General features: G+C 51.1%; 16 protein-coding genes. 1 reads left to right on the forward strand and 15 read right to left on the reverse strand.

The features are described 5' to 3' along the window. The 9 genes from SHK35_RS08825 to SHK35_RS08865 form a co-directional block, all read right to left on the reverse strand. Entirely contained in the window at positions 1-2,331 is a 2,331-nt protein-coding gene (locus SHK35_RS08825) for a GH1 family beta-glucosidase (protein ID WP_318709498.1), read from the reverse strand. Positions 2,332-2,383: 52 nt separating this feature from the next. Then, on the reverse strand, positions 2,384-3,454 hold the full coding sequence (locus tag SHK35_RS08830; protein WP_318709499.1) for an SGNH/GDSL hydrolase family protein: 1,071 nt from the start codon (positions 3,452-3,454) through the stop codon (positions 2,384-2,386). After that, entirely contained in the window at positions 3,442-4,563 is a 1,122-nt protein-coding gene (locus tag SHK35_RS08835) for a GDSL-type esterase/lipase family protein (RefSeq protein WP_318709500.1), read from the reverse strand. The genes SHK35_RS08830 and SHK35_RS08835 overlap by 13 nt, the downstream gene beginning before the upstream one ends. A 3-nt stretch (positions 4,564-4,566) precedes the next feature. After that, positions 4,567-5,589: a glycoside hydrolase family 130 protein gene (locus SHK35_RS08840; protein ID WP_318709501.1), complete on the reverse strand. Its 1,023-nt coding sequence runs from the start codon at positions 5,587-5,589 to the stop codon at positions 4,567-4,569. After that, positions 5,586-6,779, reverse strand: coding sequence for a glycoside hydrolase family 130 protein (locus SHK35_RS08845; protein ID WP_318702927.1), 1,194 nt, complete (start codon positions 6,777-6,779; stop codon positions 5,586-5,588). Before SHK35_RS08845 ends, SHK35_RS08840 begins: the two co-directional genes overlap by 4 nt. Continuing rightward, entirely contained in the window at positions 6,769-7,983 is a 1,215-nt protein-coding gene (locus SHK35_RS08850) for an AGE family epimerase/isomerase (protein ID WP_330638222.1), read from the reverse strand. The genes SHK35_RS08845 and SHK35_RS08850 overlap by 11 nt, the downstream gene beginning before the upstream one ends. 20 nt (positions 7,984-8,003) lie before the next feature. Then, positions 8,004-8,885 (reverse strand): carbohydrate ABC transporter permease, encoded by an 882-nt coding sequence (locus SHK35_RS08855; RefSeq protein ID WP_318709502.1) that lies wholly within the window; start codon positions 8,883-8,885, stop codon positions 8,004-8,006. Beyond that, positions 8,882-9,880, reverse strand: coding sequence for a carbohydrate ABC transporter permease (locus tag SHK35_RS08860; protein ID WP_318702924.1), 999 nt, complete (start codon positions 9,878-9,880; stop codon positions 8,882-8,884). Before SHK35_RS08860 ends, SHK35_RS08855 begins: the two co-directional genes overlap by 4 nt. Before the next feature lie 72 nt (positions 9,881-9,952). Next, positions 9,953-11,374, reverse strand: a complete 1,422-nt coding sequence (locus SHK35_RS08865) for an ABC transporter substrate-binding protein (protein WP_318709503.1) — start codon at positions 11,372-11,374, stop codon at positions 9,953-9,955. A 339-nt stretch (positions 11,375-11,713) separates the two neighbouring features. On the opposite strand from SHK35_RS08865, the gene SHK35_RS08870 reads away from it, so the two are divergent. Next, entirely contained in the window at positions 11,714-12,577 is an 864-nt protein-coding gene (locus tag SHK35_RS08870) for a helix-turn-helix transcriptional regulator (RefSeq protein WP_318709504.1), read from the forward strand. On the opposite strand, the gene SHK35_RS08875 is transcribed toward SHK35_RS08870, so the two are convergent. From SHK35_RS08875 to SHK35_RS08900, 6 genes are all read right to left on the reverse strand, one after another. After that, a complete protein-coding gene (locus SHK35_RS08875; RefSeq protein WP_318702921.1) occupies positions 12,563-13,573 on the reverse strand; it encodes a LacI family DNA-binding transcriptional regulator in 1,011 nt (336 codons plus the stop codon). The genes SHK35_RS08870 and SHK35_RS08875 overlap by 15 nt on opposite strands. A 42-nt stretch (positions 13,574-13,615) precedes the next feature. After that, positions 13,616-15,841, reverse strand: coding sequence for an alpha-galactosidase (locus tag SHK35_RS08880; protein WP_318709505.1), 2,226 nt, complete (start codon positions 15,839-15,841; stop codon positions 13,616-13,618). Positions 15,842-16,021: 180 nt separating this feature from the next. Beyond that, positions 16,022-18,610 carry an ATP-dependent chaperone ClpB gene (gene clpB, locus SHK35_RS08885; protein WP_318709506.1) on the reverse strand — a complete coding sequence of 863 codons (2,589 nt, stop codon included), beginning with the start codon at positions 18,608-18,610 and terminating at the stop codon, positions 16,022-16,024. A gap of 106 nt (positions 18,611-18,716) precedes the next feature. After that, positions 18,717-19,640, reverse strand: coding sequence for an OmpA family protein (locus SHK35_RS08890; RefSeq protein WP_318709507.1), 924 nt, complete (start codon positions 19,638-19,640; stop codon positions 18,717-18,719). Next, entirely contained in the window at positions 19,630-20,790 is a 1,161-nt protein-coding gene (locus SHK35_RS08895) for a MotA/TolQ/ExbB proton channel family protein (RefSeq protein WP_318702917.1), read from the reverse strand. The genes SHK35_RS08890 and SHK35_RS08895 overlap by 11 nt, the downstream gene beginning before the upstream one ends. A 137-nt stretch (positions 20,791-20,927) precedes the next feature. After that, positions 20,928-23,618, reverse strand: coding sequence for a heavy metal translocating P-type ATPase (locus SHK35_RS08900; protein WP_318709508.1), 2,691 nt, complete (start codon positions 23,616-23,618; stop codon positions 20,928-20,930). Positions 23,619-23,638 lie beyond the last annotated feature (20 nt).

Genomic DNA, 23,638 nt, shown 5'->3' on the forward strand with positions numbered 1-23,638 from the left:
TCATTCCTCCTTCCCAGACTCCTTCGCCGTGGAAAGTATCAGTTCCATCCGCCCCAAAAGGGATACCTCCCCAAAGCCTGCGGGCAAAAGCAGATGATCCCCCTTTTTCACCGGTCTTCCCTCGATTACTCCGTTTCCGCTTAATACGCTGAGAATCAAAAACGGATATTTCTGGTCTATTTTCATCTCTCCCGAAAGGGACAGCTTCCACACCTTATAATAGTCGCAGTCCACCAAAAGCCCCATCTGGTTTTCCGGTATTTCCTGGGTATGAAAAACGGCCTCCTGATCAGTGCAGTCCGGCACACGGATCACATCCTCGCTCTGCTTTATATGAAGCTGTCTTGGCTTTCCGTCCACCAGCCGTCCATAATCATAAACCCGGTAGGTGATATCGCTGCTCTGCTGGGTTTCCAAAAGCAGAAAGCCTCCTGTAATGGCATGCACCGTGCCAGGATTAATCTGAATAAAGTCGCCTTTTTTTACAGGCACCAGACGGATCAGCTCCTCATATCTGCCCTGGTCTATCAGCTCCTTAAGCTCCTCTCTGGTACGTGCATGATGTCCGATCACCAGCCTGGCATCCTCAGGGCAGTCCATAATATACCAGCATTCCGTCTTTCCGAAGGAACCGTTTTCATGCTCCATGGCATACGCGTCATCCGGGTGCACCTGAATGCTCAAATCCGTTCTCGCGTCGATTATCTTTACTAACAGCGGAAATTCCCGCGCCGTAAGACCGCCGAAAAGCTCTCTGTGGTTTTCATAAAGCCAGGACAGGGTTTTCCCCTGATAGGAGCCCTCCGCGATCACGCAATCCCCGTTTTTATGGGCGCTGACCGCCCAGCATTCCCCGATGCCGTCCGCCTTTTGGCATTGAGCGTATCCAAACTCCTTCACCAGCCTGTCTCCGCCCCACACGCATTCCTTCAAGACAGGCTGCAGTACCAGCATTTCTCTGGAAGGACGATTTCCGGAAAGAATTTCTCCAGTGCTTTCGATCACCCTGCGATACCAGTAAGCAGAGTCCTTCACAATTCGCTTCTGTGTAGGATAATCCACATACACAATTCCAAACCGTTCGCTGTAGCCCTTAGCCCACTCAAAATTGTCCAGAAAGCTCCAGAGAAAATATCCCCGCACGTCCACGCCTTCCTCCACAGCCCGTTTAAGGCAGGACAGATATCCGTCCAGGAAAGTGATCCGGTCCGGGTCATGTACTCTGCCGTCCGGTGCAATCATATCATGACAGGATATGCCGTTTTCCGTAATATACAAGGGCAGTCCATAGCGCTCATACAAAAAGCGGCTGCCCCAGTAAAGGCACATGGGCGTCACCGGCCACTGAGAGGCAGTTTTGGGAAAGCCCGGATATCTGGGCACATCTATGATCTCCCCCTGCTTCCCGGCGCGCACCTCGTAACCGTTGTAGATATTCTGCCCCAAAAAGTCAATGGGCTGGCAGATCAGCTCCATATCCTCCTTTGTTATTTCAGGAAGATAAGGGGCAAAACGCTTAAGGCCTTCCTCCGGGTAATGCCCCAGGCATACAGGGTCCGTAAACCAGGAAACATTCCAGGTCCAGTTGTCAGGCTCTGCGGGAAAGGAAAAATAGCGCCTTCTGGCAGCCTCCACATCCAAGGCCTCCTCCGAAGCCGGCATTGCCACGCCGCAGGTAGGCGCAAAGCCCACCTTAATCTCTCTCCCCGCATATTTCCGAAGGGCCTTTACCGCAGCGCCGTGAGCCTTTAACACATTGTGGGTCATAGCAAACACATCCTCACAGGGCAGCTTAAGTCCGGGAGCATGCTCTCCTCTCAGATAACCCAGTCCCAGAAAGCACTCCGGCTCATTGAAGGTGATAAAATATTCACAGTCCTCCCCGAAGTGTTCTGCTGCCACCCTTGCATACTCTGCAAACCATTCCACGCTTTCCGGATTTTTCCAGCCGCCCCTATCCTGCAGCGCCTGTGGAAATTCCCAATGAAACAGCGTAATGTACGGCGTTATGCCATTCTCCTTAAGGGACTTTAACATATCCTGATAAAAGGCAATGCCTGCAGGATTGATTTTACCTGTGCCCTCCGGAAGAATTCTGGCCCAATTTAAGGAAAACCGATAATGGCGGATGCCCATGGTTCTCATCAGGGCAAAATCCTCTTTGTAACGGTGAATCTGATCGCAGGCAATCCGTGCGTCCTGTCCCTCATAAACCCTTTTCTGTTCACAGAAGGTATCCCACACCGTCTTTCCGCAGCCGTCTCCCTCAGCTCTTCCCTCCACCTGATAGGCGCTGGCCGCAGCGCCCCATGCAAAATTTTTCCCAAACATAGCTTATTCTTTTCCTTTCCCAAAACTGCACTACCCATACCCTTTGGCCAGTCTATAAGGCCGCCAGAAGAGAAACCAGATAAAAAGGCAATGGAGCCTCTTTGGGGGCCTCCAGAACCGTGATCTTAAGGGTATGAACCTCTTTTTTCTCTCCCTCAACCAGACTTTGAAGATACAGACAGTCCCCCCAGTCCTCTTCAAAGGCTCCATCCAATATCACAGCTTCCTCTTCTCTTCCATCCACCACGGCCGCCGCCTTGAGCGCAGGACGCTGTATAGTCTTTCGATACTGCACTCCAAGGCAGACGCATTCCACCTGAAAGCAGATTTCAGCTCCCTTTTCCCAGGCCTGCCAGCCTCCCTGAAAAACCTCTGTGATCAGCCCGCTTTTCCTGCCGTCTGCCAAAAAGCCCTCCATCCTGATGGGAACAGTATCCCTGCTTTGCAGTCTGGCCATCCGCTCATACCGATTTTTCGTAAGTGAAGCCTTACGCTTTTGTCTGTAAGCCTTCTCCAAAAACTCACACACCATATCCGCAAGCAGTCTGTGCCCCCTGTCATTGGGGTGCAGGCCGTCCGGGGTGATATCCCCCTCTGACAGCTGTCCTTTTTCTATCAAAGAATATACACCCTTCCCAAAGCTGATGCAAGGAATATCATAATATTTTCCGATCTGGGAATGGATTTCCAGGGCGCTTGTTTTATCCTTATAACAGACATTGTGAAGCAGAACCACCGCCGGATTCCAGGCGCTGTAAAGTATCTGCCGCACAAGGCCTTCATAGGTTTCCTGAAAATGGGCCGTATTTTCGTCGTTTACGCTAAATTCCACAAACACCACATCCGGCTGTGCCAAAAGCAGGTCCTCCCGCACTCTGGCCGCTCCAAAATGAGAGGAGGTTCCCCCGATGCCTGCGTTCACATAGACAAGCTCCGTCCCGGGAAAGTGCTGCTGCCACCATCGAAAGGATAAATACGCGTAACAGGTCTTTGGTGTGGAGGAAAGGCTGCCCATGGTAATGGAACCGCCGATGTATCCTATGACGGTTCTTTCCCCATGGGCAGCCTTTTCCATTGCCTCATGCAGCCGCACAAGGCTTCCTTCGTAAATCAAGCTTTCCATTTTTCAAATCCCTCCAGTGAAGTAATAAAGGATGCCAGCTCCCGGGCCATCTTCTCCGCCTCCGGCCTTCGCACATGGCCCTTGGTGCCCTTTCCATTTTCCTGATACAGAAAATGAAACACCCGCCTATCCCCAAGCCCTTCACAGACCTCTCCGATGGCTCTGTCCCAGCTTTCATCATGCTCCAGTATAGTGGTGGCGCAGATGATAACGGCCTTTGGATAAATGCTGCGAAGCCTTTCCAAAAAAGCTCTATAAGCCCTTCTCCATCGGACAGCTGCCTCCCCCTCATAGTCCTGGGCCATATAATCCAGCGGATGAGAGTCATTTTGTCCAAGAGCCACAATCACCACATCCGGCGTATACCGGGTAAAGTCCCAGTCTGCGGTCTGCCATGGTTCTGGAGAATAATCAGCCTTGTCGTAAATGCTTTCCATTCCCCGCAGCCGGTCCGCCAAAAAAAAGCCGGTTCCATCCAGCAGGCCCGCGCCGCCCTGGGCAATGTCGTGAATGCAGGCATTTAAGCTGCGGGCAAGAATCCAGGCATAGGAAGCATAGCTGTTGGAAAGCTCCCCCTGATGGGGCGGGTCAGGCAGTCCGCAGCAGTCCAAAGCCTCCGACACCTCCCCCGCCGACACCGAATCCCCATACACCTCTATTTTCCGTTCCGGAGAAGGAGGCGGGTCAAGAAGCCGGAAGCCGCCGTCCACAAGGAAGCCATGGAGCAGTATCCTGTGGCAGGCGTCCTGTCTCTTGAAAAGACAAAGCACATGCTCCCCCTCCTCATTCTCCTCTATCAGTGGAATGCAGGAGACCCCCTCCTTCGCAAGAGGCACCTTCCCTTCCTTTCCGTCTACGATAAAGCCCAGATAATTGTCCCAGTAGCTGTGGAGATTGGTGACCACAGCACAAAGCTTTCTTCCCCGAAATCTCATCGTTACGCTGGTGGCCGGATAAGTCCACAAGGGGCCCTCCTCCTTTCCCCAGTCTATTCTTCCCTGAAAGGAAAGCAGAGGATTTCCAGGAAGCACCACAGCTTCCCCATCCCTGCAATAACGCTTTAAAAGTTCTTCCGCCTTCAAGCTGCCCTCCTTTTTCTCCTCTGCCATTGGCTACCGCCTGCCGGGCTCTCTGTCGTCCGGTGTGACCACACTGTGCTCCATAATATAATCCATAATATCATCCAGCTTTGTAAAGGCAAGGCCCACATAGCTGTCCGCCGCACCGTAATAAATGGCGATCCTTCCGCTGTCCGCGTCCTGTATGGTGGCACAGGGAAAGCATACATTGGGTACAAAGCCCCTCTCCTCATACCACTCCTCCGGCGTCAGCAGAAAATTTTCACACCGATACTTCACCACAGAGGGCTGGTCTATATCCAGGATTGCGCCCCCGATGCTGTACACATAGCCGTTGCAGGTACCGCTGACTCCATGGTAAAACAAAAGCCAGCCCTCGCTTGTCTCAATGGGAGCGGCTCCGCCGCCGATCTTTAAGGATTCCCACCATTCCTTTCCCTTCCCCATCACATGTCTGTGCTTTCCCCAGTAAACCAAATCCGGGCTTTCGCTTAAGAAAATATCCCCAAAAGGGGTATGACCGCTGTCCGAGGGACGACTGAGCATACAAAAGCGTCCCCCTATTTTCCGTGGAAACAGCACCGCATTGCGGTTGAAGGGCAGAAAGGGATTTTCCACTCTGGTAAAGGTCTGAAAGTCCGTGGTTTTCGCCATGCCGATGGCCGCTCCGTAAAAATCCTGACACCAGATAATGTAATAGACATCCTCCACCTTCACAAGCCTGGGATCATAGGCATATGCGGGCATAAAGGGCTTTCCCTCCTCATCCGTAAAAGAGATTTTATTCTCCTCAAAATCCCAATGTATGCCATCCCCGCTTCTTCCAAGATAAATATAGGGAATGCCGTTGGTCTGCTCCCCTCTGAAAACACCGATAAACCCATCTTCATAGGGCATTACCGCGCTGTTGAAAATTCTTGCCACATTTTTCACCGGATTTCTTCCGATAATGGGATTTTCGCTGTATCTCCACACCGGCGCTCCAAAAAAGCAATCCGGCCCTTCCTGCCAGGGTACGTTTGGCACTGGCTGGCCTAAGATTTTATATTTGCTCATACTTCTTTCCATTCCTGTTCTTTTTTTAAAATTTCCAGATTCCGGTCAATCAGCTCACACCTTTGGGATACGCAGCCGGAACTTCTTAACGGGTCCTTGGGGGTGTGGAACACATAGTCCGAAAGCCGCTCCACCGTGGTGACGGCCACATGCAGTCTTGTATCAGAAGAAGCATAATAAAGATAAATCTTCCCGTCTTCTCCTGTTATGGCTCCGTTGGTAAACACTACGTTGGACACATCCCCTGCCCGTTCCGCCCCTCTGGGCCCCATAAGCATTCCGCCAGGCTCTGCAATGATTCTGGAGGGATCCTCCAAGGCCGTTGCAAAGGCATAGAGCACATAACGCAGCCCCGCCGCCGTACTTCGCACACCGTGGGCAATATGAATCCAGCCCTTTTTCGTTTTGATGGGAACCGCTCCTGCGCCGTTTTTTGCCTCTGTTATGGTATGATACCTTCTCCTGCTCAGGATAACCTCTTCATCTATCACCGGATTTTCGATGTCATCACACAGCCCAAAGCCAATGCCGCCCCCTGACCCCGTCTCGATAAAACCGTCCATGGGTCTGGTATAAAAGGCATATTTTCCCTTTACAAATTCCGGATGCAGCACCACGTTTCTCTGCTGCGGGGAACGCAGCGTCTTTAAATTTGGCAGCCTCTCCCATTTCTTAAGATCCTTTGTGCGCACAATACCCGCCGATGCCACCGCCGCCGACAGATCGGAGGATGCAGTATCCTTGCTTTCCGAGCAGAAAACCCCATAAATATAGCCGTCCTCATGCTTTGTCAAACGCATATCATATACATTAGTCTCCTCCGGGCAGGTATCCGGCAGCCTCACAGGATAATCCCAGAAGCGGAAGCCATCCACACCGCTCTCGCTTTCCGCCACCGCAAAAAAGGATTTTCTGTCATTCCCCTCCACTCTGGCCACCAGATAAAAACGGCCGTTTAAACGAACGGCCCCCGCATTCATCACCGCATTGATCCCCAGCCGCTCCTGAAAATAAGGATTGGTCTGCGGATTGAGATCATATCTCCAGAAAAGGGGCGCATGCTCTCTGGTCAGCACCGGATACACATACCGCTCATAAACGCCGTTATAAAAGCTTTCATCAACCTTATTTTTTCTGGCAATCAGGGCTTCCTGCCTTGCAAGCTCTCTGTAATAATTTTCATGGAGCATCGCTTCCTTCTCCTCTCATCATGATTTCCATACACATTCTCCCATTGTGATAGGGACATTTCCAGGGCTCCACCTCCGGGGCCTCCACCGCCGGCCGGCCTGCTTCATCCGTATACCAGAACCATTCCCCACCGGGCCTTTTATCCACAATATGCTCCCTGATAAAGCCCCAGACATCTGCGGAAGCCTCCAGATACCGGCCTTCTTTCGTTTTCTGCCAGGCGTTGTAAAAGCCCGTCACGCCCTCTGCCTGTACCCACCAGATACGCCTTTCGTCTACCACACCCTTCTCGCACTCATTGGCCAGGGAATGGCTCCTGTAAGCCTCTTTATATACCTGATCCTCCAAGGCTGCAGTTACAGGGCTCATTTTTCCGGCCCAGTCCGCATCCCCCAAAATCTCCACACATCGGTCCACAAGCCATGCCGTCTCAATATCATGGCCATAGGAATGCAGATCAATGAGACTGTGCATCTCGTTGTCAAAAAAAACCTCCTGGCGCCGAAGCTTTGAATTGTAAATTTTCCCCTCTATCAGGCCCAGCATATACCGAAGCTTTTCTCCCACGGCCAAATCCCTTGTAATTCTGTAATATTCCGTATAGGCCTCCAGCACATGCAGAAGGGTATTCATGGTTCTGTCCGCCAGCACGCCGTTTTCCGACAGCTTTTCATTGTCCGCAGGCCCAAAGTCCCGTGTCTGGGCCTCTTTATAGCCGTACCGGTCAAAGCATTTTTCCTCTATCACCTGTACCAGCTTTCCGGCCAGCAAAAGCGCCTCCTCTTCTCCAAAGGCTCTGTAATAGGCTGCGAGGGCGTACACCCCGAACGCCTGATTGTAGGTATGCTTTCCGTCATCCTCCACCCTGCCCTCACAGGTTACGGACCAAAACAGCCCCCCTTTTTCCTTGTCATAAAAGCAATCTCGCAGAAAAACATAGGCCCACGCCGCATACTCCTCCAATTCCCTGTCTCCCAGGCAAAGATAAGCGTTTGAAAAAAACCACAGTATTCTGCTGTTTAAGATACAGCCCTTCACCGCCTCTTTATGAATCTGAAGCTGCCCGTCCATATATCCGAAGTATCCTCCATTTTCACGGTCAATGAGTCCCTTCCAGAAGGGAAGCAGCTTTTCCTCCAGATGTCTTTTCATCTCCGTTTTCATCTGCCTGCTGATTCTGTTGTGCTCTTCCGGCTTCCTCACACTTTCTGCCTCCTTTTGTTTCAGCCCTTCACAGCTCCCAGGGTAAGCCCTCCGTAAATCTGCTTCTGACACAGAATAAAAATCACCAGGGCCGGAAGCAGCGTAATCAAAAGTCCAGCGCAGATCAGATTATACTGATTTCCCAGAGGCCCCGTAAATTTGTACAGACAGGTGGCAACTGTGATATATTTTGTCTTATCCTGCAGATACAGGCTGGCTGCATAATACTCATTGTAGGTGCCCACCCCCTTTAAAATCAGCACGGTCACAATGGCCGGCTTTAACAAAGGGAATAATATCCGAAAGAAAACGCCGAAATAGGTGCAGCCGTCCATAATGGCGGATTCGTCCAGAGAGGTTGAGATATTTTCAAAAAACTGGATAAAGATGTAGATGGATATAACGTCCGTGCCCATCTGCATGATAATATAGCCGTAAAGGGTATTGATAAAATCCAGCTCGTACATAATGCGGTAGAGCGAAACCTGCATGGCAATACCGGGCAGAAGGCTGGCAAATAGAAACAGGCTGCGGATCAGTCCGTTTCCCGGAAACTTAAAACGGCTGAGCACATAGGCCAGCATAGAGCCTGTCATAATGGAGCCCAAAAGCACAAAAAACAGAATAATAGCCGTATTGCGGAAGGCCAGCAGCATATCCGCCCTCTGCCAGGCTGTGATAAAGTTGGCGAAAGCCTCTTTTATCCATGCAAGGCTTGGGGAAAAGCTTTTCCACACCGCAGGAAGCTCCATCACATTGGTGGCCGCATACTCCTCATCCGGCTTAAAGGCTGTGATGACGCAGCTGGCTACCGGAACCAGCGCGATAAAGGCGGCAAGGAGCAGGCTGGCATAAATCAATATTTTTGCAGCAGCTTTTTTTACAAACAGGAATACCTTCATGGTCTTAACTCTCCTTTCCCCGTCTTATGCCGCCTTGCATAGCGGGCAAGCCTTCTCTCCCTTCTTGCCCCGGCGCCCTTATCCTCATCCTCTGCGCTTCTGAACACATATTTAAAGAACAGCTTCTGCAGAAGGGTTGCAAGCAGTATCATGCCAAGCAGCACCACAGCCATGGCGCTTGCCAGACCTACCTTCTGGGTCACATGAGCCAGCTCATCCATCAGCACAAAGTAGGTGGCTGTCCCGTTGGCGCCGCTGGTGATCACGTAGGCCGGTTCAAAAGCGCTTAAGGAACCGGTAATGGACAGGATCAGATTCAGCATGACAATGGTTCTGATATTGGGAAGAATAATATGGATAAACTGCTGGAACCGGTTTGCACCGTCCAGCCTTGACGCCTCATAAAGCTCGCCGTCCACAGACATGATGGCTCCAATAAAAAGCACCATGTTCTGTCCCATATAGCGCCACACACTGGTGGCCACAAGGGATATATTATTGATATTGGTGTCCCTCAGCCAAAAAGGAAGCTGATCCAATTCAAAGCCGCACCACCCAAGCACCGTATCAAGCACAAAGCCCCTGGTGTAGAAAAACTTGAAGATGAAGCCTATGGCAATGCCGTTGATCAGATAGGGGAAGAAAATGGCTCCCTTAAAAAAGCTGCCGCCCCTCACCCGGAAGCTTAGAAGCGTTGCAAAGTACAACGCAAGCATAAGCTGCACCACCGCTCCTGCCATATAATAAAAGCTCAGCTTCAGCGCCCCAAAGCAGTCGTCTCTCCGGAAAACGTCTATGTAATTCTGAAGTCCCACCCAGGTTCTCGTTCCGGTATATCTCATGTTATAAAAGCTGAAATTCACCATTTCCCCGAAGGGAAGGTAGGTGAACACAAAAAGCAGTAAAAGCGGCACCGCCATAAATGTGAAAATCACCAGAAATCTCTGCACCTTTCTTCCCTTAAACCACCTTGCAAAATCAAAACCTGTTTTCATATCCTTACGCCCTTTCTGTCCCTTTTGAGGCCCTTGGCACAATGCGGGGGCATTGCCCCCGCACTTTTTTGCTTACTGCGCTTCGATTCCCAGTGTAGTCTGTGCGTCGCTCCATGCCTGGTTCCAGGATTCCATGATCTCGTCATAGCTCATATCGCCCTGGGCCGCATGCTCTACGATCTCCATGATCTTCCTGTTTCCACCGGCGTTGATCATCAGCTCGGACTGTGTATTCAGATCGTTCAGATAGGTCTCCTCTCCCGGAAGAGCCGCTTCATCCGCCACAAATTCTATACCGTCAAAAGCGGAATACAAATCGGGATAAGCCCCGTTTACGTCGATGGGAATGCCGCCCTCGGAATAAGAGAAATTGGAAAGATTGGTGAGCCATTTCACGTAAACCATGGCAGCCTTTTTGTTGTCATCAGAGGACTGTACGTTAATGCCGTAGCTGTAATCCGGTCCTGCGGAAGCATACTGCTTTCCGTCCACGGTAATGGGGAAGGACATATAGCCAATATCATCGCCGTTGGGTCCTGCCTCCACCATCTGAGAGTAGGCCCAGGAGCCAAGCACCATACAGCCGATCTCTCCGTTGTTGATCATGCCCTTGCAGCCCTCCCAGTCCGTAGTGGTGTAATCCTCCTCGGTATATCCCAGGGCAACCGCATCATAAAGAAGCTTATACACCGCATAGGGGCCTGTGCCATCGCCTCTGTCAGAAAAAGGTGAAGCGCTGTGAATCAGCTCCTGATTCATAAAGGCTGCGCTTCCTGTTGCGGAGCCTCCAATATAGGCGTCCCATGCTCCCATGGTCCACTCAGCCGCATAGTTGGTATACAGAGGAATCACATCGGGATTGCTCTCCTTGATGGCCTGCAGTGCAGACATGAATTCGTCGGGCGTAGTGGGCAGCTGCGTAATTCCTGCATCTGCAAATACCTGCTTATTATATACGATGCCCTGGGCATTTCCGGTGGAAGGAATTCCATACACCAGATCGTCAAACACCCAGGTGTTTGCAAACCGTACCTGTTCACTGACAGTTTCCAGATCGCCATAGGGTACGAAATAAGTGCCAAGATCCTTTTTGTCCACTGCAGGAATCATCATAATATCCCAGTCAGACTGTTCAATACGAAGCAGCGCCTGCTCTGCATAATCAGTGATGGTTTCATATTCTACCGTAATATTAGGATACATTTCATTGAACGCTGCAATATACTCAGGGAATTTGGTATCCGCCAGGTCTGTCCTGTGAGACATTACCTTTATGGACGCCGTCAAGTCCGCATAGGTCTCTCCCAGTACGATATCCGCATAGCCCAGCTCCTCTTCCAAAACGTCCTCCCCGCCGCTTTGCGTTTCCGTGCTCTCTTGACTGTCAGCAGTGGTACTGCTCTGCGCTGTCTGTGCGGTTTCATTGCCGCAGCCTGCCAGAGAACAGGTAAGCGCCGCTGCCAGAGACAATGCCATAACCTTTTTCAGTTTCATAATATAACCCTCCTTTAATTTTTGTTAACTACTTGTTAACTTAAATTTATTTTACATTAAATTTATTATTAGTCATCTACATTAATTGCTTTTTATATCTTATTATTGATTTCTTTGTCCATTTCGTCTATTTATACAATTATATCACGGTGATTTTAGCTATTATCACGGTGTATTTTTTCTTTTTTAAGCATTATAATGTTAATTATTAGGTTAATTGTTACCTTATATATTTTCTTGCCTATTACCTTTTTAAATCAATTATACAATTATTGCTTTTCTATTACAATTATTAATTTAATTTTATTTAAGCAATCTGCGGAAAGCGAGGAACGGCATATGAATTCATTTCCCGTATATACCCTGAGAACTCCCTCCCAGGACGCCAGTCCCCTTCAATTCTATGAGATTCAAAATGAAGAAGCTGCTCTGCGGCATCTGCTGTGCAGACTGGGCGTCCTCCACTGCAGTGCAGGCGCTTCCCTTACGCTTTCTTCAAACCTGTTTCCCACCTATGGGATTCTCCATTCCACACGGGGAAGCGTGCGGTATACCCCGCTTTCTGCGTCGGAAAGCTCCCTGCTGTTAAATCAAGGACAGTTTCTCCTGATAGACGGCAGAGTGCCCCATACCCTTTCCATAAAGGACTTCGGCGGATTTAAGCTGCTTCTTTTTGACGGCTGCAGCGCCGGCTGCTACTGCCGTACTCTGCTGTCCGATTCTCTCTTTTTTGAACCTCCCTCCCCCGTTTCTCTGTTGCCCGGCTACCGCGCGCTGATCCGGCAGCAGCCGGTGGATTCCTTTCAGGCAAACCTGCTGCTTACAGAGCTTCTAACCCAAATGCTGTTTCAAAAAGCCCCCTGTGCAAAGAAAATTCCAGGCTATCTCACTGAGATAAAGGAGCTGCTGGATAAAAGCTATTACACTGATCTTACTTTGCAGCAGCTGGAGATGCGCAGTCAGGTGAGCCGCTACCGGATCTGCCGGGAATTTAAGGAGCACTATGGCATTTCTCCCATGCAATATCTCCACAAAACCCGTATTGCCGCCGCCAGGGAGCTTCTTGAAAACAGCAATTTAAAAATCCATGAGATTGCTTCTTCCATCGGATATGAAAATGTAAATCATTTTATCCGCCACTTTAAAAAAGCGGCGGGCATAACGCCCGCCGCCTATCGTAAGGGTTCTTTATATTATAGGTGAAACGCTGTCACGCTCCACAAGGCCTCCTTCTATCACATGAATGCCTATCTGCCCCAGATCCCCGCCCAGCCGGCTTCTTAGAATTTCCACACCTGTTTCCGCCATTTTCTCCATATTGACGGAATAGGTGGTCAGCTCCACATCGCACAGGCCCGGATAAAGATAATCGTCATATCCCACCACAGAAACGTCGCCCGGCACACAAAGGCCCCTCTCCTGAAGGCCTTTGACCACCTTGCTGGCCGTCAGGTCACAGTTACATACAAAGGCTGTGGGCATTTCCCGGGGAAAGGTAATATGATCAAAGCACTTTCTGCTCTCATCCCGGTCAGGGATAACCCATTTTTTTTCCACCGCCACTCCATGCTCCATAAGCGACTTCTGATAGCCCAGGTAGCGGTCCGTAATGCTGTCGGTGGCAAGCAGCGTTCCCACAAAGGCAATCTTTTGATGTCCTTTGTCAAACAAATAGTTGGTAAGCTGATAAGCGCCATAAAAGCTGTTGGAAATCACACAGTCCACCTTAACCTTGTTGTCATAAAAATCCATGCACACAATAGGAAGATCGTTTCCCCTGCACAGCTGCTCCAGGTATTCGGTACTGACGCTTCCCAGCACAATCAGACCGTCGATCTTATTTTCCCGGATCAGTTTAATATCCTGCAGCTCCTTCTCCGCCGCCGATTCCAGAACCTCCAGCAGCACAAAGCAGTCCTCCTTCACCGCAGCGGTTGTGATTTTCTGATAAAGCTCCCAATAGAAGGTAGCATATTTTTCAATATAGATTTCCGCCACCAGCACTCCGATATTATAGCTCTTTTTTTCTTCGCTCCTGTTTGCGGAGGGAGCCTTATACCCCATTTCCCCGGCCATCTGCTTGATTCGCTCCCTGAGCTCCTCGCTGACCCCCTTCTGATCCCCGAGAGCCTTTGACACGGTCACGGTGCTGACCCCAAGCCTTGCTGCAATATCAGCCATTCTCACAATTTTTCCCATATCCGTCTTGTTTTCCTGCTTTCCTTCCTCTGTTTTCTTCCCTTAGATTTTTTTCAGATACAAAAGCCTCCCCTGAAAATCCCCCCACATTCTCTCCACAGGAAGCCCGGCCTTCATAAGCACGCTTCCTGAAAATATCCTGTTTGTGTAAACAAAAAGCTCCTCCGTCTTAATGTCCGCCTGGTACAAGGCATACCGGGCCTCCTCCAAAAGCCCCCTTAAAGGGATAAACCTGGCTTTGCGGTTTGTCTCGTTGAGCACCTGGGTATAGAAAACAAGCGCCTGTCCGCCGTCTGCAGCGTTTACCTGGAAACAGTCATAGGAATGATTTTCCTGATAGGAGGCAAGCCTGTAATAATCACCCTCTCTGATCAGCTCACAAAGGCTTCCATACAGCCTGGTCTGTCTTGAAACCAGCTCCTTTTCCTCCTCCGTCAGCTTTGTGATATCCAGCTCATAGCCGAAGGTGCCCGCAAGAGCCACAAACCCTCTGGTCTCAAGGGGCGTATTTCGTCCCACCGCATGATTGGGACACACACTCACATGAGCCCCAATGGTGGACAAAGGATACAGCATGGCCGTGCTCTCCTGTATGGCAAGTCTCTCCACGGCGTCCGTATCGTCCGAGCACCAGATCTGGGGACTGTAATACAGCATTCCCGGATCAAAGCGTCCGCCCCCGCTGCTGCAGTTTTCCAGCAAAAGCCCGGGGAATTCCGCAAGCAGCCTCTCCTGCATTTCATACATTCCCAGCACAAAGCGGTGGGCCAGCTCTCCCTGTCTGTCCGGCGCAAGCGCCGCGCTGTGAAGGTCTGTCAGGGGTCTGTTCATATCCCATTTTACATAGGCAATGTCCGCACTGTGGAGAATGTCAAACATTTCCTCCATAATGTGATCTCTGACCTCTTTCCGGCTTAAATCCAGCACATATTGGTTTCTGGCCATTCCCGGCCTTCTTCCCGGAATGGCGATGGCCCAGTCCGGATGCTCCCTGTAAAGCCTGGAATCCGGGGAGATCATTTCCGGCTCAAACCAGATGCCAAACTGCATTCCAAGAGCCTTTACCTGCTCCACCAGATAGGGCAGTCCCCCCTTTAGCTTCTCCTGATTCACCTGCCAGTCCCCTAAGGAGCGGCTGTCGTCGCACCGATCCCCGAACCAGCCGTCGTCCATCACCAGCATTTCGATCCCCAAGGCCGCGCTTTGTCTGGCAATCTCAATCAGCTTTTCTTCATTGAAATCAAAGTAGGTGCCCTCCCAGTTATTGATCAGTATGGGCCGTCTTTTATGCAGATAAGGGCTTCGGATCAGGTGCTTTCTGTAAAGTGTGTGAAGGCTTTTTGTCATGCCGGAAAGTCCCTTTTCCGAATACACCGTGATCATCTCCGGGGTCTGAAAGCTTTCTCCCGGCTCCAGCTTCCAGCAAAAATCCTCCGGCTCAATTCCCATAACCACTCTCACGCTGTCAAACTGGTTTACCTCGGCCTGGGCCATGAAATTCCCGGAATAGACAAAATGAAAGCCGTACACCTCCCCCGCATCCTGGTCTGCTCCGGGGGACAAAAGCGCAAGAAAGGGATGCTCCTGATGACAGTTGCCGTCTCTTAGGGAGGAGACCTTAAATTTCCCATGTCCCAGCTTTTTACGCTCCATATGCCGCTCTCTTCCCCAGGAGCCGTGAAGGGTCAGCACGTCAAATTCTCTGTTGTCCATATCCAGGCAGCCGCTCAACGCCTTTTCCAGATAAAGGGGCTTTTCCCCCAGATTGGTAAAGCAGACGCTTTTTGCAATGGCGTCCGTATCCGCAAACACACTGTATTTTAACACTGCCCCAAGCCCCAGCGCCTTGTCCTCGCAGGTGATTGCAAGACTCATCACATCGTCCTGGCCGCCAAAGACAGCGGGCAGCCCGGGAAGCTTTTCCTTCCCCCGGAAAATCTCATGCTTTACATAGGTCAGGCAGACTGCGCCAGCTCCTAAAGCGTTTCTCACCCGCACGCAGCTTTCTCTGTAATCTCCCACACCGTGGAAGGAATACTCCATAGGAAAGCTGTCCAGAAAGGAAATCCGCTCCCTGTCATTTGTATCCGGAGTATAGGGCGCTTCCTCGGTCCGAAGCAGCGTTTTGATTCCGCTTAAATCCGCCAGCCTCCCTCCGTAATAAATATGGCCTAAAAACCCCTCTTCTCCCACAATGCCGATCAGATAGGATGTGCCCGGCGTGTCCAGGCGAAAAATTCGTTCCTCCTCCAAATACTGCAGATTCATGCCCCTCTCCTTTCTCCGGTATGGCTTTTAAGTAATTTTAGTCGAATATTTTAAGTTTATTACCTGTTTTTAAGTTTATATTAACAAAAAGCTTTCACTTTTACAAGAAAATTCTGCGCAAAAAATACCTCCCTGTCGCACAAAACAGGGAGGATTTTTTTGCCTGCATCCAAATCTCTTTTATTGCTTCTTCACAGCTGCGCTCAAGGCTCCGTCCTCCAGGGTGATCAGAATGGTGTCTCCGGAGGATACCTGGTCTCCCAGAATCAGCTTTGCCGCCAGCGTTTCCACATGCTTCTGGATATAACGCTTCAGGGGCCTTGCGCCGTAAACCGGGTCATAGGCGTTATCCACCACAAAGGAAAGGGCTTCCTTTGTGAGCTCTATCTTAAGATCACGGTCTGCCAGACGCTTGTTCAGGTCGGCAATGATCAAATGAACGATTCCCTCTATATTTTCCTTTGTCAGCGGCTTAAAGAGGATAATCTCGTCCAGACGGTTCAAAAATTCCGGTCTGAAATGAGCCCGCAGATCGTTCATCACCATGCTCTCCGCCTCCGGCTGAATGCTTCCATCCGGGTGAATGCCCTCTAACAGGTAGCTTGCCCCGATATTGGAGGTCATAATCAGGATCGTATTCTTGAAGTCCACGGTTCTTCCCTGGGAGTCCGTGATACGCCCGTCATCCAGCACCTGCAAAAGCACATTGAACACGTCGGGATGAGCCTTCTCGATCTCATCGAACAGTACCACGCTGTAAGGCTTTCTGCGGACTGCCTCAGTCAGCTGTCCGCCCTCCTCATATCCCACATATCCGGGAGGGGCTCCGATCAGGCGGGATACGGAGTATTTCTCCATATACTCGCTCATATCGATACGCACCATATTGTTTTCGTCGTCAAACAGCGCCGCAGCCAGTGCCTTGGCAAGCTCCGTCTTGCCCACGCCGGTGGGCCCTAAAAACAGGAAGGAGCCTATGGGCTTTGTAGGGTCCTTAATCCCCGCCTTGGAGCGGATGATGGCTTCCGTCACCTTGGTGACGCCCTCGTCCTGCCCGATCACTCTCTTGTGCAGCTCCTCGTCCAGATGCAGCGTCTTGTTCCGCTCGCTCTCCGTCAGCTTTGCCACAGGGATGCCCGTCCACCGGGAGATAATTCTGGCGATCTCCTCATCAGATACCTTTTCATGCACCAGGGACAGATCGGAGGAATTCACTCTCTCCTCCTCCTGCTCCAGCTGCTTTTTTAACGCCGGCAGCCTGCCGTAGCTTAGCTCCGCAGCCTTTTCCAGGTTGCCCTCTCGTTGTGCGATCTGGATTTCACTGTTTACCTGATCAATCTCCTCACGCAGCTTTGAAAGCTTCTCCACAGACGCCTTCTCATTGTCCCACTGGGCCTTGCGGCCTGCAAATTCCTCCTTTAACTCAGCCAGCTCCTTCTGAAGGCTTGCAAGCCTCTCTTTACTTAACCGGTCATCCTCCTTTTTCAGGGCCGCCTCCTCAATCTCCATCTGCATGATCTTTCTCTGGAGCTCATCAAGCTCCGTGGGCATACTGTCCAGCTCCGTCTTAATGAGGGCGCAGGCCTCGTCCACCAGGTCGATGGCCTTGTCCGGAAGGAACCGGTCCGAGATATAACGGTTGGAAAGCACTGCGGCGCTCACCAGGGCATTGTCCATGATCTTCACGCCGTGGTAAACCTCATAACGCTCCTTCAAGCCTCTCAGGATGGAGATGGTGTCCTCCACCGTGGGCTCATCCACCTGAACCGGCTGGAACCGACGCTCTAACGCCGCATCCTTTTCAATATACTGACGGTACTCATCCAGAGTAGTGGCGCCGATACAGTGCAGCTCTCCTCTGGCCAGCATGGGCTTTAACATATTCCCGGCATCCAGAGCGCCGTCCGTCTTGCCCGCACCCACAATGGTATGAAGCTCGTCGATAAACAGAATAATCTGTCCGTCGCTGTTTTTTACGTCCTCCAGCACCGCCTTTAAACGTTCCTCAAACTCGCCCCTGTATTTGGCTCCCGCCACAAGGGCTCCCATGTCCAGCGCAAAAATCTTCTTATCCTTCAGCCCCTGGGGGACGTCTCCTCTCACAATTCTCTGGGCCAGCCCCTCCACTACGGCGGTTTTGCCCACGCCGGGCTCACCGATCAAAACGGGATTGTTCTTTGTTTTTCTGGAAAGAATCCGAATCACATTGCGGATTTCACTGTCTCGTCCGATCACAGGGTCCAGCTTTTGATTTCTTGCCCGCTCCACCAAATCCTGGCCATATTTCTCCAGGGTGTCATAGGTAGCCTCCGGATTGTCGCTTGTAACCCGCTGATTGCCCCTTACCGTGGACAGCGCCTGCAGGAAACGCTCCCTGGTGATGCCATATTCCTTAAAAATCTGAGCGATCTCCTTGTTGGGATTCTTGATCATGGCAAGGAATAAATGCTCCACGGACACATATTCGTCTCCCAGCTGTTTTGCCTCATCCTCCGCATAAGTCAGCGCCTTATTCAGGTGCTGGCCGATGTACACCTGGCCTCCCTGTACCTTCACGCATTTTCCCAGGGCCTGCTCCGCCCGGTTTACAAAATGCTCCTTTTGGATTCCCATTTTCTCAACAAGCTTTAAAATCAAGCTGTCCTCTATCGTCAAAAGGCTGTACAGCAGATGCTCCTGTTCAATTTCCTGATTTCCATATTCATAAGCCAGCTTTTCGCAGCCTTCCACTGCCTGCATGGACTTTTGCGTAAACTTTTGAATATTCATACGCACACCTCCTCATCTCTGCCTTAAGTTGTTTGTTCTATATCTACTATAACACAGAGGAGATAAAAAGCAAGCACAAAAGTATAAACTTTTTATAAAGGCTCTTTTATTGCTGCTGCAGGATGGAAGAAATCTTCTCGATCATTTCGTCCTCCTTTAAGCGGAACTTGATTTCCACCCGGCGGGAGGCGGCCATATCTATTTCCCCGGTCTGGGCTCCCGCCTCATCCGTCTCGTAGACAGGCTCGCTGTAGGAACGCCCGTTCACAGTCAAAAGCTCCTGCAGCTGCTCTATTTTTTCCTGGCCGAGCCCGTTTTCCTCATCCAGACAGAATTTAGCCACTGCGCTGGCCCGGTTGTAGGACAGCTCCATATTGCTCAGATATCCGCCGTCCGTATCCGTATGTCCCTCGATGATAATTTCCGCAATATATTCCCGGTACTGATCCTGTAAAAGCACCTCCAGATATTTGGGAATGACCTCCCGCAGGGTGCTGCGGCTCTGGGATGTAAGCGTAGCGCTGTTATACCGAAAGAGCACGTCCGCGGAAAAGGTGATGGATCCTGTCTGAGCGTCCACCGTCATGCTGGAATTCTCAAAGGTATTCTGCAGCTCTCCGATCAAATCCGTGCGGATTCCCACTATATTCTGCAGCTCGCTCCTTGTGGCGGAAAGCTCCGCCTGGGCATTTGCAATTTCCAGATAAGCCTGATCCAGCTCCTCCTGTGTCAGCGCAGCCTGGGCATAGGCCTGCTGCAGCTGGGCCAGAGATTCCTCCAGCTCTTTATTTTGCTGCTCAATCTCCGCTCTTGAGCTTTCCAGGTCCGCCCGGGTCGCGTCAAGCTGTTCCTGTGCTGCGCTTAAGTCCAGTCTGGTCTGCTCTAAGTCGGAGGTTTTCTGCTTATATATGGCCAGAGTGATGGCGATGATTAAAATAAAGATCAAAAGAAGGGCTGCCATCATATCCGAATAGGACTGCCAAAAGCTGTGCTCCGCAAAAGCCTCTCTGTTCTTCCTGTTATTTTTCATAGGCGCTCCTTGTCTGGGTAAAGGTGTAAAGCTGGCTGGATACCTCATCGCTTATATTCTCACAGGTATCCTCCAGTTTTTCCTTCTGGGCATTTAACTCCTGGGCAAACTCCTCCTGACGCTTCATGATCTGTGCCAGGGTCTCCTGTACGTTTCGGTTGACCTCCACCAGCGCCGTAGCAGCGTCAATGAGATTCCTGCAGTTATCTGCATAAGCCTGCTGGGCCTCCTGGGTGGCCCTCATCGTGTTTCCAAACCGCCCGAAATCCGTTCCCAGTGCAGACTGCATCTGTTCCACAAATTCCTTAACGATACGCTCCACACCCGCTGTCTGATCCAGGGCATTTCCCCTTAAAAGCTGGGCAATCTCCTTCATGCTGCGGGACATATTCGCCTGATACACCAGCATGGCGGCGCCATTTTCATCTGCCGGCATTTCCGGCGGCATGGCGCACTGGCGGAATACCTGCAGAAAGCGCTCCAGCTTTTCGTAGGCGTCGGACATAATGCTGCGGTACACAAAGTTAAATACCAGAGAAAAGAAAATACCGTATACCGAAGTGTGGAAGGCCACCTTCATTCCAGAAAGCAGCGGTCCCACATTATCGGAAATGGTAAAAATATCATTGCCGTCAAAGGAGCCAAGCCCCATGGTAAGCCCCAGAAAGGTTCCCAGAATGCCAAGTCCCGTCATGGTCCCCGCTATGCCTGAGTTATAATAGGTCATAGCCGCCTGATCCAGAAGGTCCTCGTTGATATACTCCTCCAGATCACAGGTTCCGGCATATCCCCTTTTGGTGCGGTAATTGCTGATTCTGGCCTTATATTTGGAGAATGCCGTTTTCAGTATCTCCTCGTGAAACAAATCCTTTTTGTCACGGCAGCTCTCCCAGAGATTCTGTCCCTTTTCCTTATACTCCTGATACAGCTGGTCCGCCGCTTCGCACAGATCATCCGTACAGCGGTTCAGCCTGGAAAAGCTGACGCTGGATATAATAAATAAAATACCGATGATTACCAGGAAGCCCACATTGATCAACAAATTCACAAGGCCGGAGGTATCCTGGGAAAACACGCCGTTGATATACAGGATAAAAACCACCACCAGTGCGTAGACAACAAACAAAAGATAATACAGCTTATTCTTCATAAGTACCTCATTTCCGCGCTTTAAACGCTGATCTTACGCAAATTTCAGATGTGTCCGCATACACATAACTTAGCATATCTGCATCCTGTACACAATTCCCTGGTAAAAATCTTAAAGAAATATTAATGGTTGCCCCTTCAGCTTATCTTCACATCCGTTACCTCATAGCCGGCGTCTGTCACAGCCGCTGTAAGGACCTGGTCGGAAACCTCCTTTTCAAGCTGCACTGCTGCCGTCTTATCCTCTAAGCTTACGGCTGCCTCTTTTACACCTTCCACGGCCTCCAAAGCCTTCTGCACTCTTGCGGTGCAGTGTGCACACATCATGCCTTCCACTGTCAATACCTTTGTCATTTCTTTTCTTCCTTTCTCATTCCTTTTTTCTATATTTTTTATATTTGCCTCCCTTTTGCCGAAGGAGCTTTTAAAGCCCCGCAGCCGGAGTGCATTGCCTACCACAAAAATACTGCTTAAACTCATGGCCGCAGCGCCGAACATTGGATTTAAGCGCAGTTCAAAGGCCGGATACAAAAGACCTGCGGCAAGCGGGATTCCGATGCTGTTATAGAAAAACGCCCAGAACAGGTTTTCCTTGATATTCCGGATCACCGCCCGGCTCAGGCGCATGGCTGTAACAGCGTCTCTTAAATCGCTCTTCATCAAAATGATATCCGCGCTCTCTATCGCCACATCCGTTCCCGCTCCGATTGCCATGCCCACATCTGCTGCTGCCAGAGCGGGAGCATCGTTGATACCGTCCCCGATCATAGCTACCCTGCAGCCCTGCTCCTTTAGCTGGGAAACCTTTTTTTCTTTGTCCTGGGGCAGCACCTCGGCCACTACCTCCTTAAGATTAAGCTTCTTTCGCACAGCCTCCGCCGTCCGTCTGTTATCCCCGGTGAGCATGATCACCCTCACCTTCATCTGATGCCATGCCTGGATGGCCTCCAGAGAGCTTTCCTTGATGCTGTCGGCCACGCCGATAATACCCAGAACCCGGTTCTCATCCGCCACAAAAAGGGGCGTCTGGCCTTCGTCCGCCATAGCGTCGGCTATGGGCTGACACAAGGCGCCATCCTCTCCCTCCAGGGAGATATGGTTTTCCGCCAGATAAGCGCTGTTTCCCACATAGTATTTCCCGGGCTGTATCCAGTCCGCCTCAAGCTTCCCTTCAATGCCCCGGCCAAATACCGCATTGAAATCCGAAACGCCAATTCCCTGATAGAGACTGCCGTCCTGGGCTGCCGGAGTTGCTTTAGCTGCCGGAGCTGCCTTGGCAGCTCTTACTACCGCCTCCGCCAGAGGGTGCTCGCTTTTACTCTCCAAAGCGGCTGCCAGAGCGATAATCTGTTCCCCTGTGTGCTTCGCCGCCAGCGTCTTAACCTGCATAACGCTTAAGCTTCCCTCTGTAATGGTGCCTGTTTTATCCAGCACCACCGTGTCAATTTCCTTGGCCCGCTGCAGAGCCTCCCCGGATTTAATCAAAATGCCGTGGCTGGCTCCTACGCCGGTTCCCACCATGATGGCCACAGGTGTGGCCAGTCCCAGCGCACAGGGACAGGAAATCACCAGCACTGCGATAGCCGTTGATATGGCAAATTCCGCTCCCGCTCCTGCCGCAAGCCATGCGCCAAGGGTGACCAGCGAAATGGCGATGACCACCGGCACAAAAATTCCGGCCACCTTATCCGCAAGCTGGGCGATAGGGGCCTTGCTTGCGCTGGCTTCCTCCACCAGACGGATGATCTGGGCCAGCGTAGTGTCGTCCCCCACTCTCTGGGCCCTGCACTTTAAGAATCCGGATTTATTCATGGTGGCGGAAACCACGCTGTCCCCTTCCTTCTTCTCCACGGGAACGCTTTCTCCGGTAATGGCGGCCTCGTCTATGCTGGAGCGGCCCTCTATCACAATACCGTCCACCGGCACAAGACTCCCAGGCTTTACCAGAAAAATATCTCCCTGTTTCAGCTGCTGCGTGGGAACCTCCTTTTCCTGTCCGTCCTGGGTTAAGATGACCGCCATCTTTGGCGACAGGTCCATGAGCTTTGTGATAGCCTCGCTGGTTTTCCCTTTAGAACGGCTTTCCAGATATTTTCCCACCGTAATCAGCGTTAAAATCATGCCTGCAGATTCAAAATACAGATCGTGGGAATACTGCTCCACCAGGGCCATGTCGCCATGTCCCAGCCCATAGCTGATACGGTACATGGCAAAAATTCCATAGCCCGTGGCCGCAGACGCCCCAAGGGCTATGAGACTGTCCATATTAGGGCTTAAATGAAAAAGCGTCTTAAAGCCCACCGCAAAAAACTTCCGGTTCATATACAAAATCGGCAGTAAGAGCAAAAACTGCGTCAGCGCAAAATTCATGGCATTGGCATTTCCGTGAAAGGCATTCATCACAAAGCCCGGAACCGGAAGCCCAAACCAATCCTGATACATGTGGAACATGGCCACATACATAAGAGGAATCAAAAAGCCGATAGAGATGCCAAGCCTCCATTTCATGGCCCGGTCCTGCTCCTTTGCCTGTTCCTTAAGTCCTTCCCGGCCTCCCACAGAGCTTTCCCGGGTTTTAAAAGTCCCAGCGGCCTGGCCGCCTCCGCCGGCCTTTTCCTGCTCCATGGGAGAGGCGCCGTACCCCGCCCTTTCCACAGCTCCTATAATATCCGGCCTTCCGATAACCTGTTCGTCATAGGTCACATCCATCGTCTCCGTCAGAAGGTTCACGGAAGCATGCTCCACTCCCGCCACCTTGTTTACGCTCTTCTCCACATGAGAGGAGCAGGCGGAACAGGTCATGCCTGAAATATGATATCTTTCCTTCACACGATACACCTCCTAAGTCC

The organism is Candidatus Acetatifactor stercoripullorum, from assembly GCF_944382095.1.
Lineage (GTDB): Bacteria > Bacillota > Clostridia > Lachnospirales > Lachnospiraceae > Acetatifactor > Acetatifactor stercoripullorum.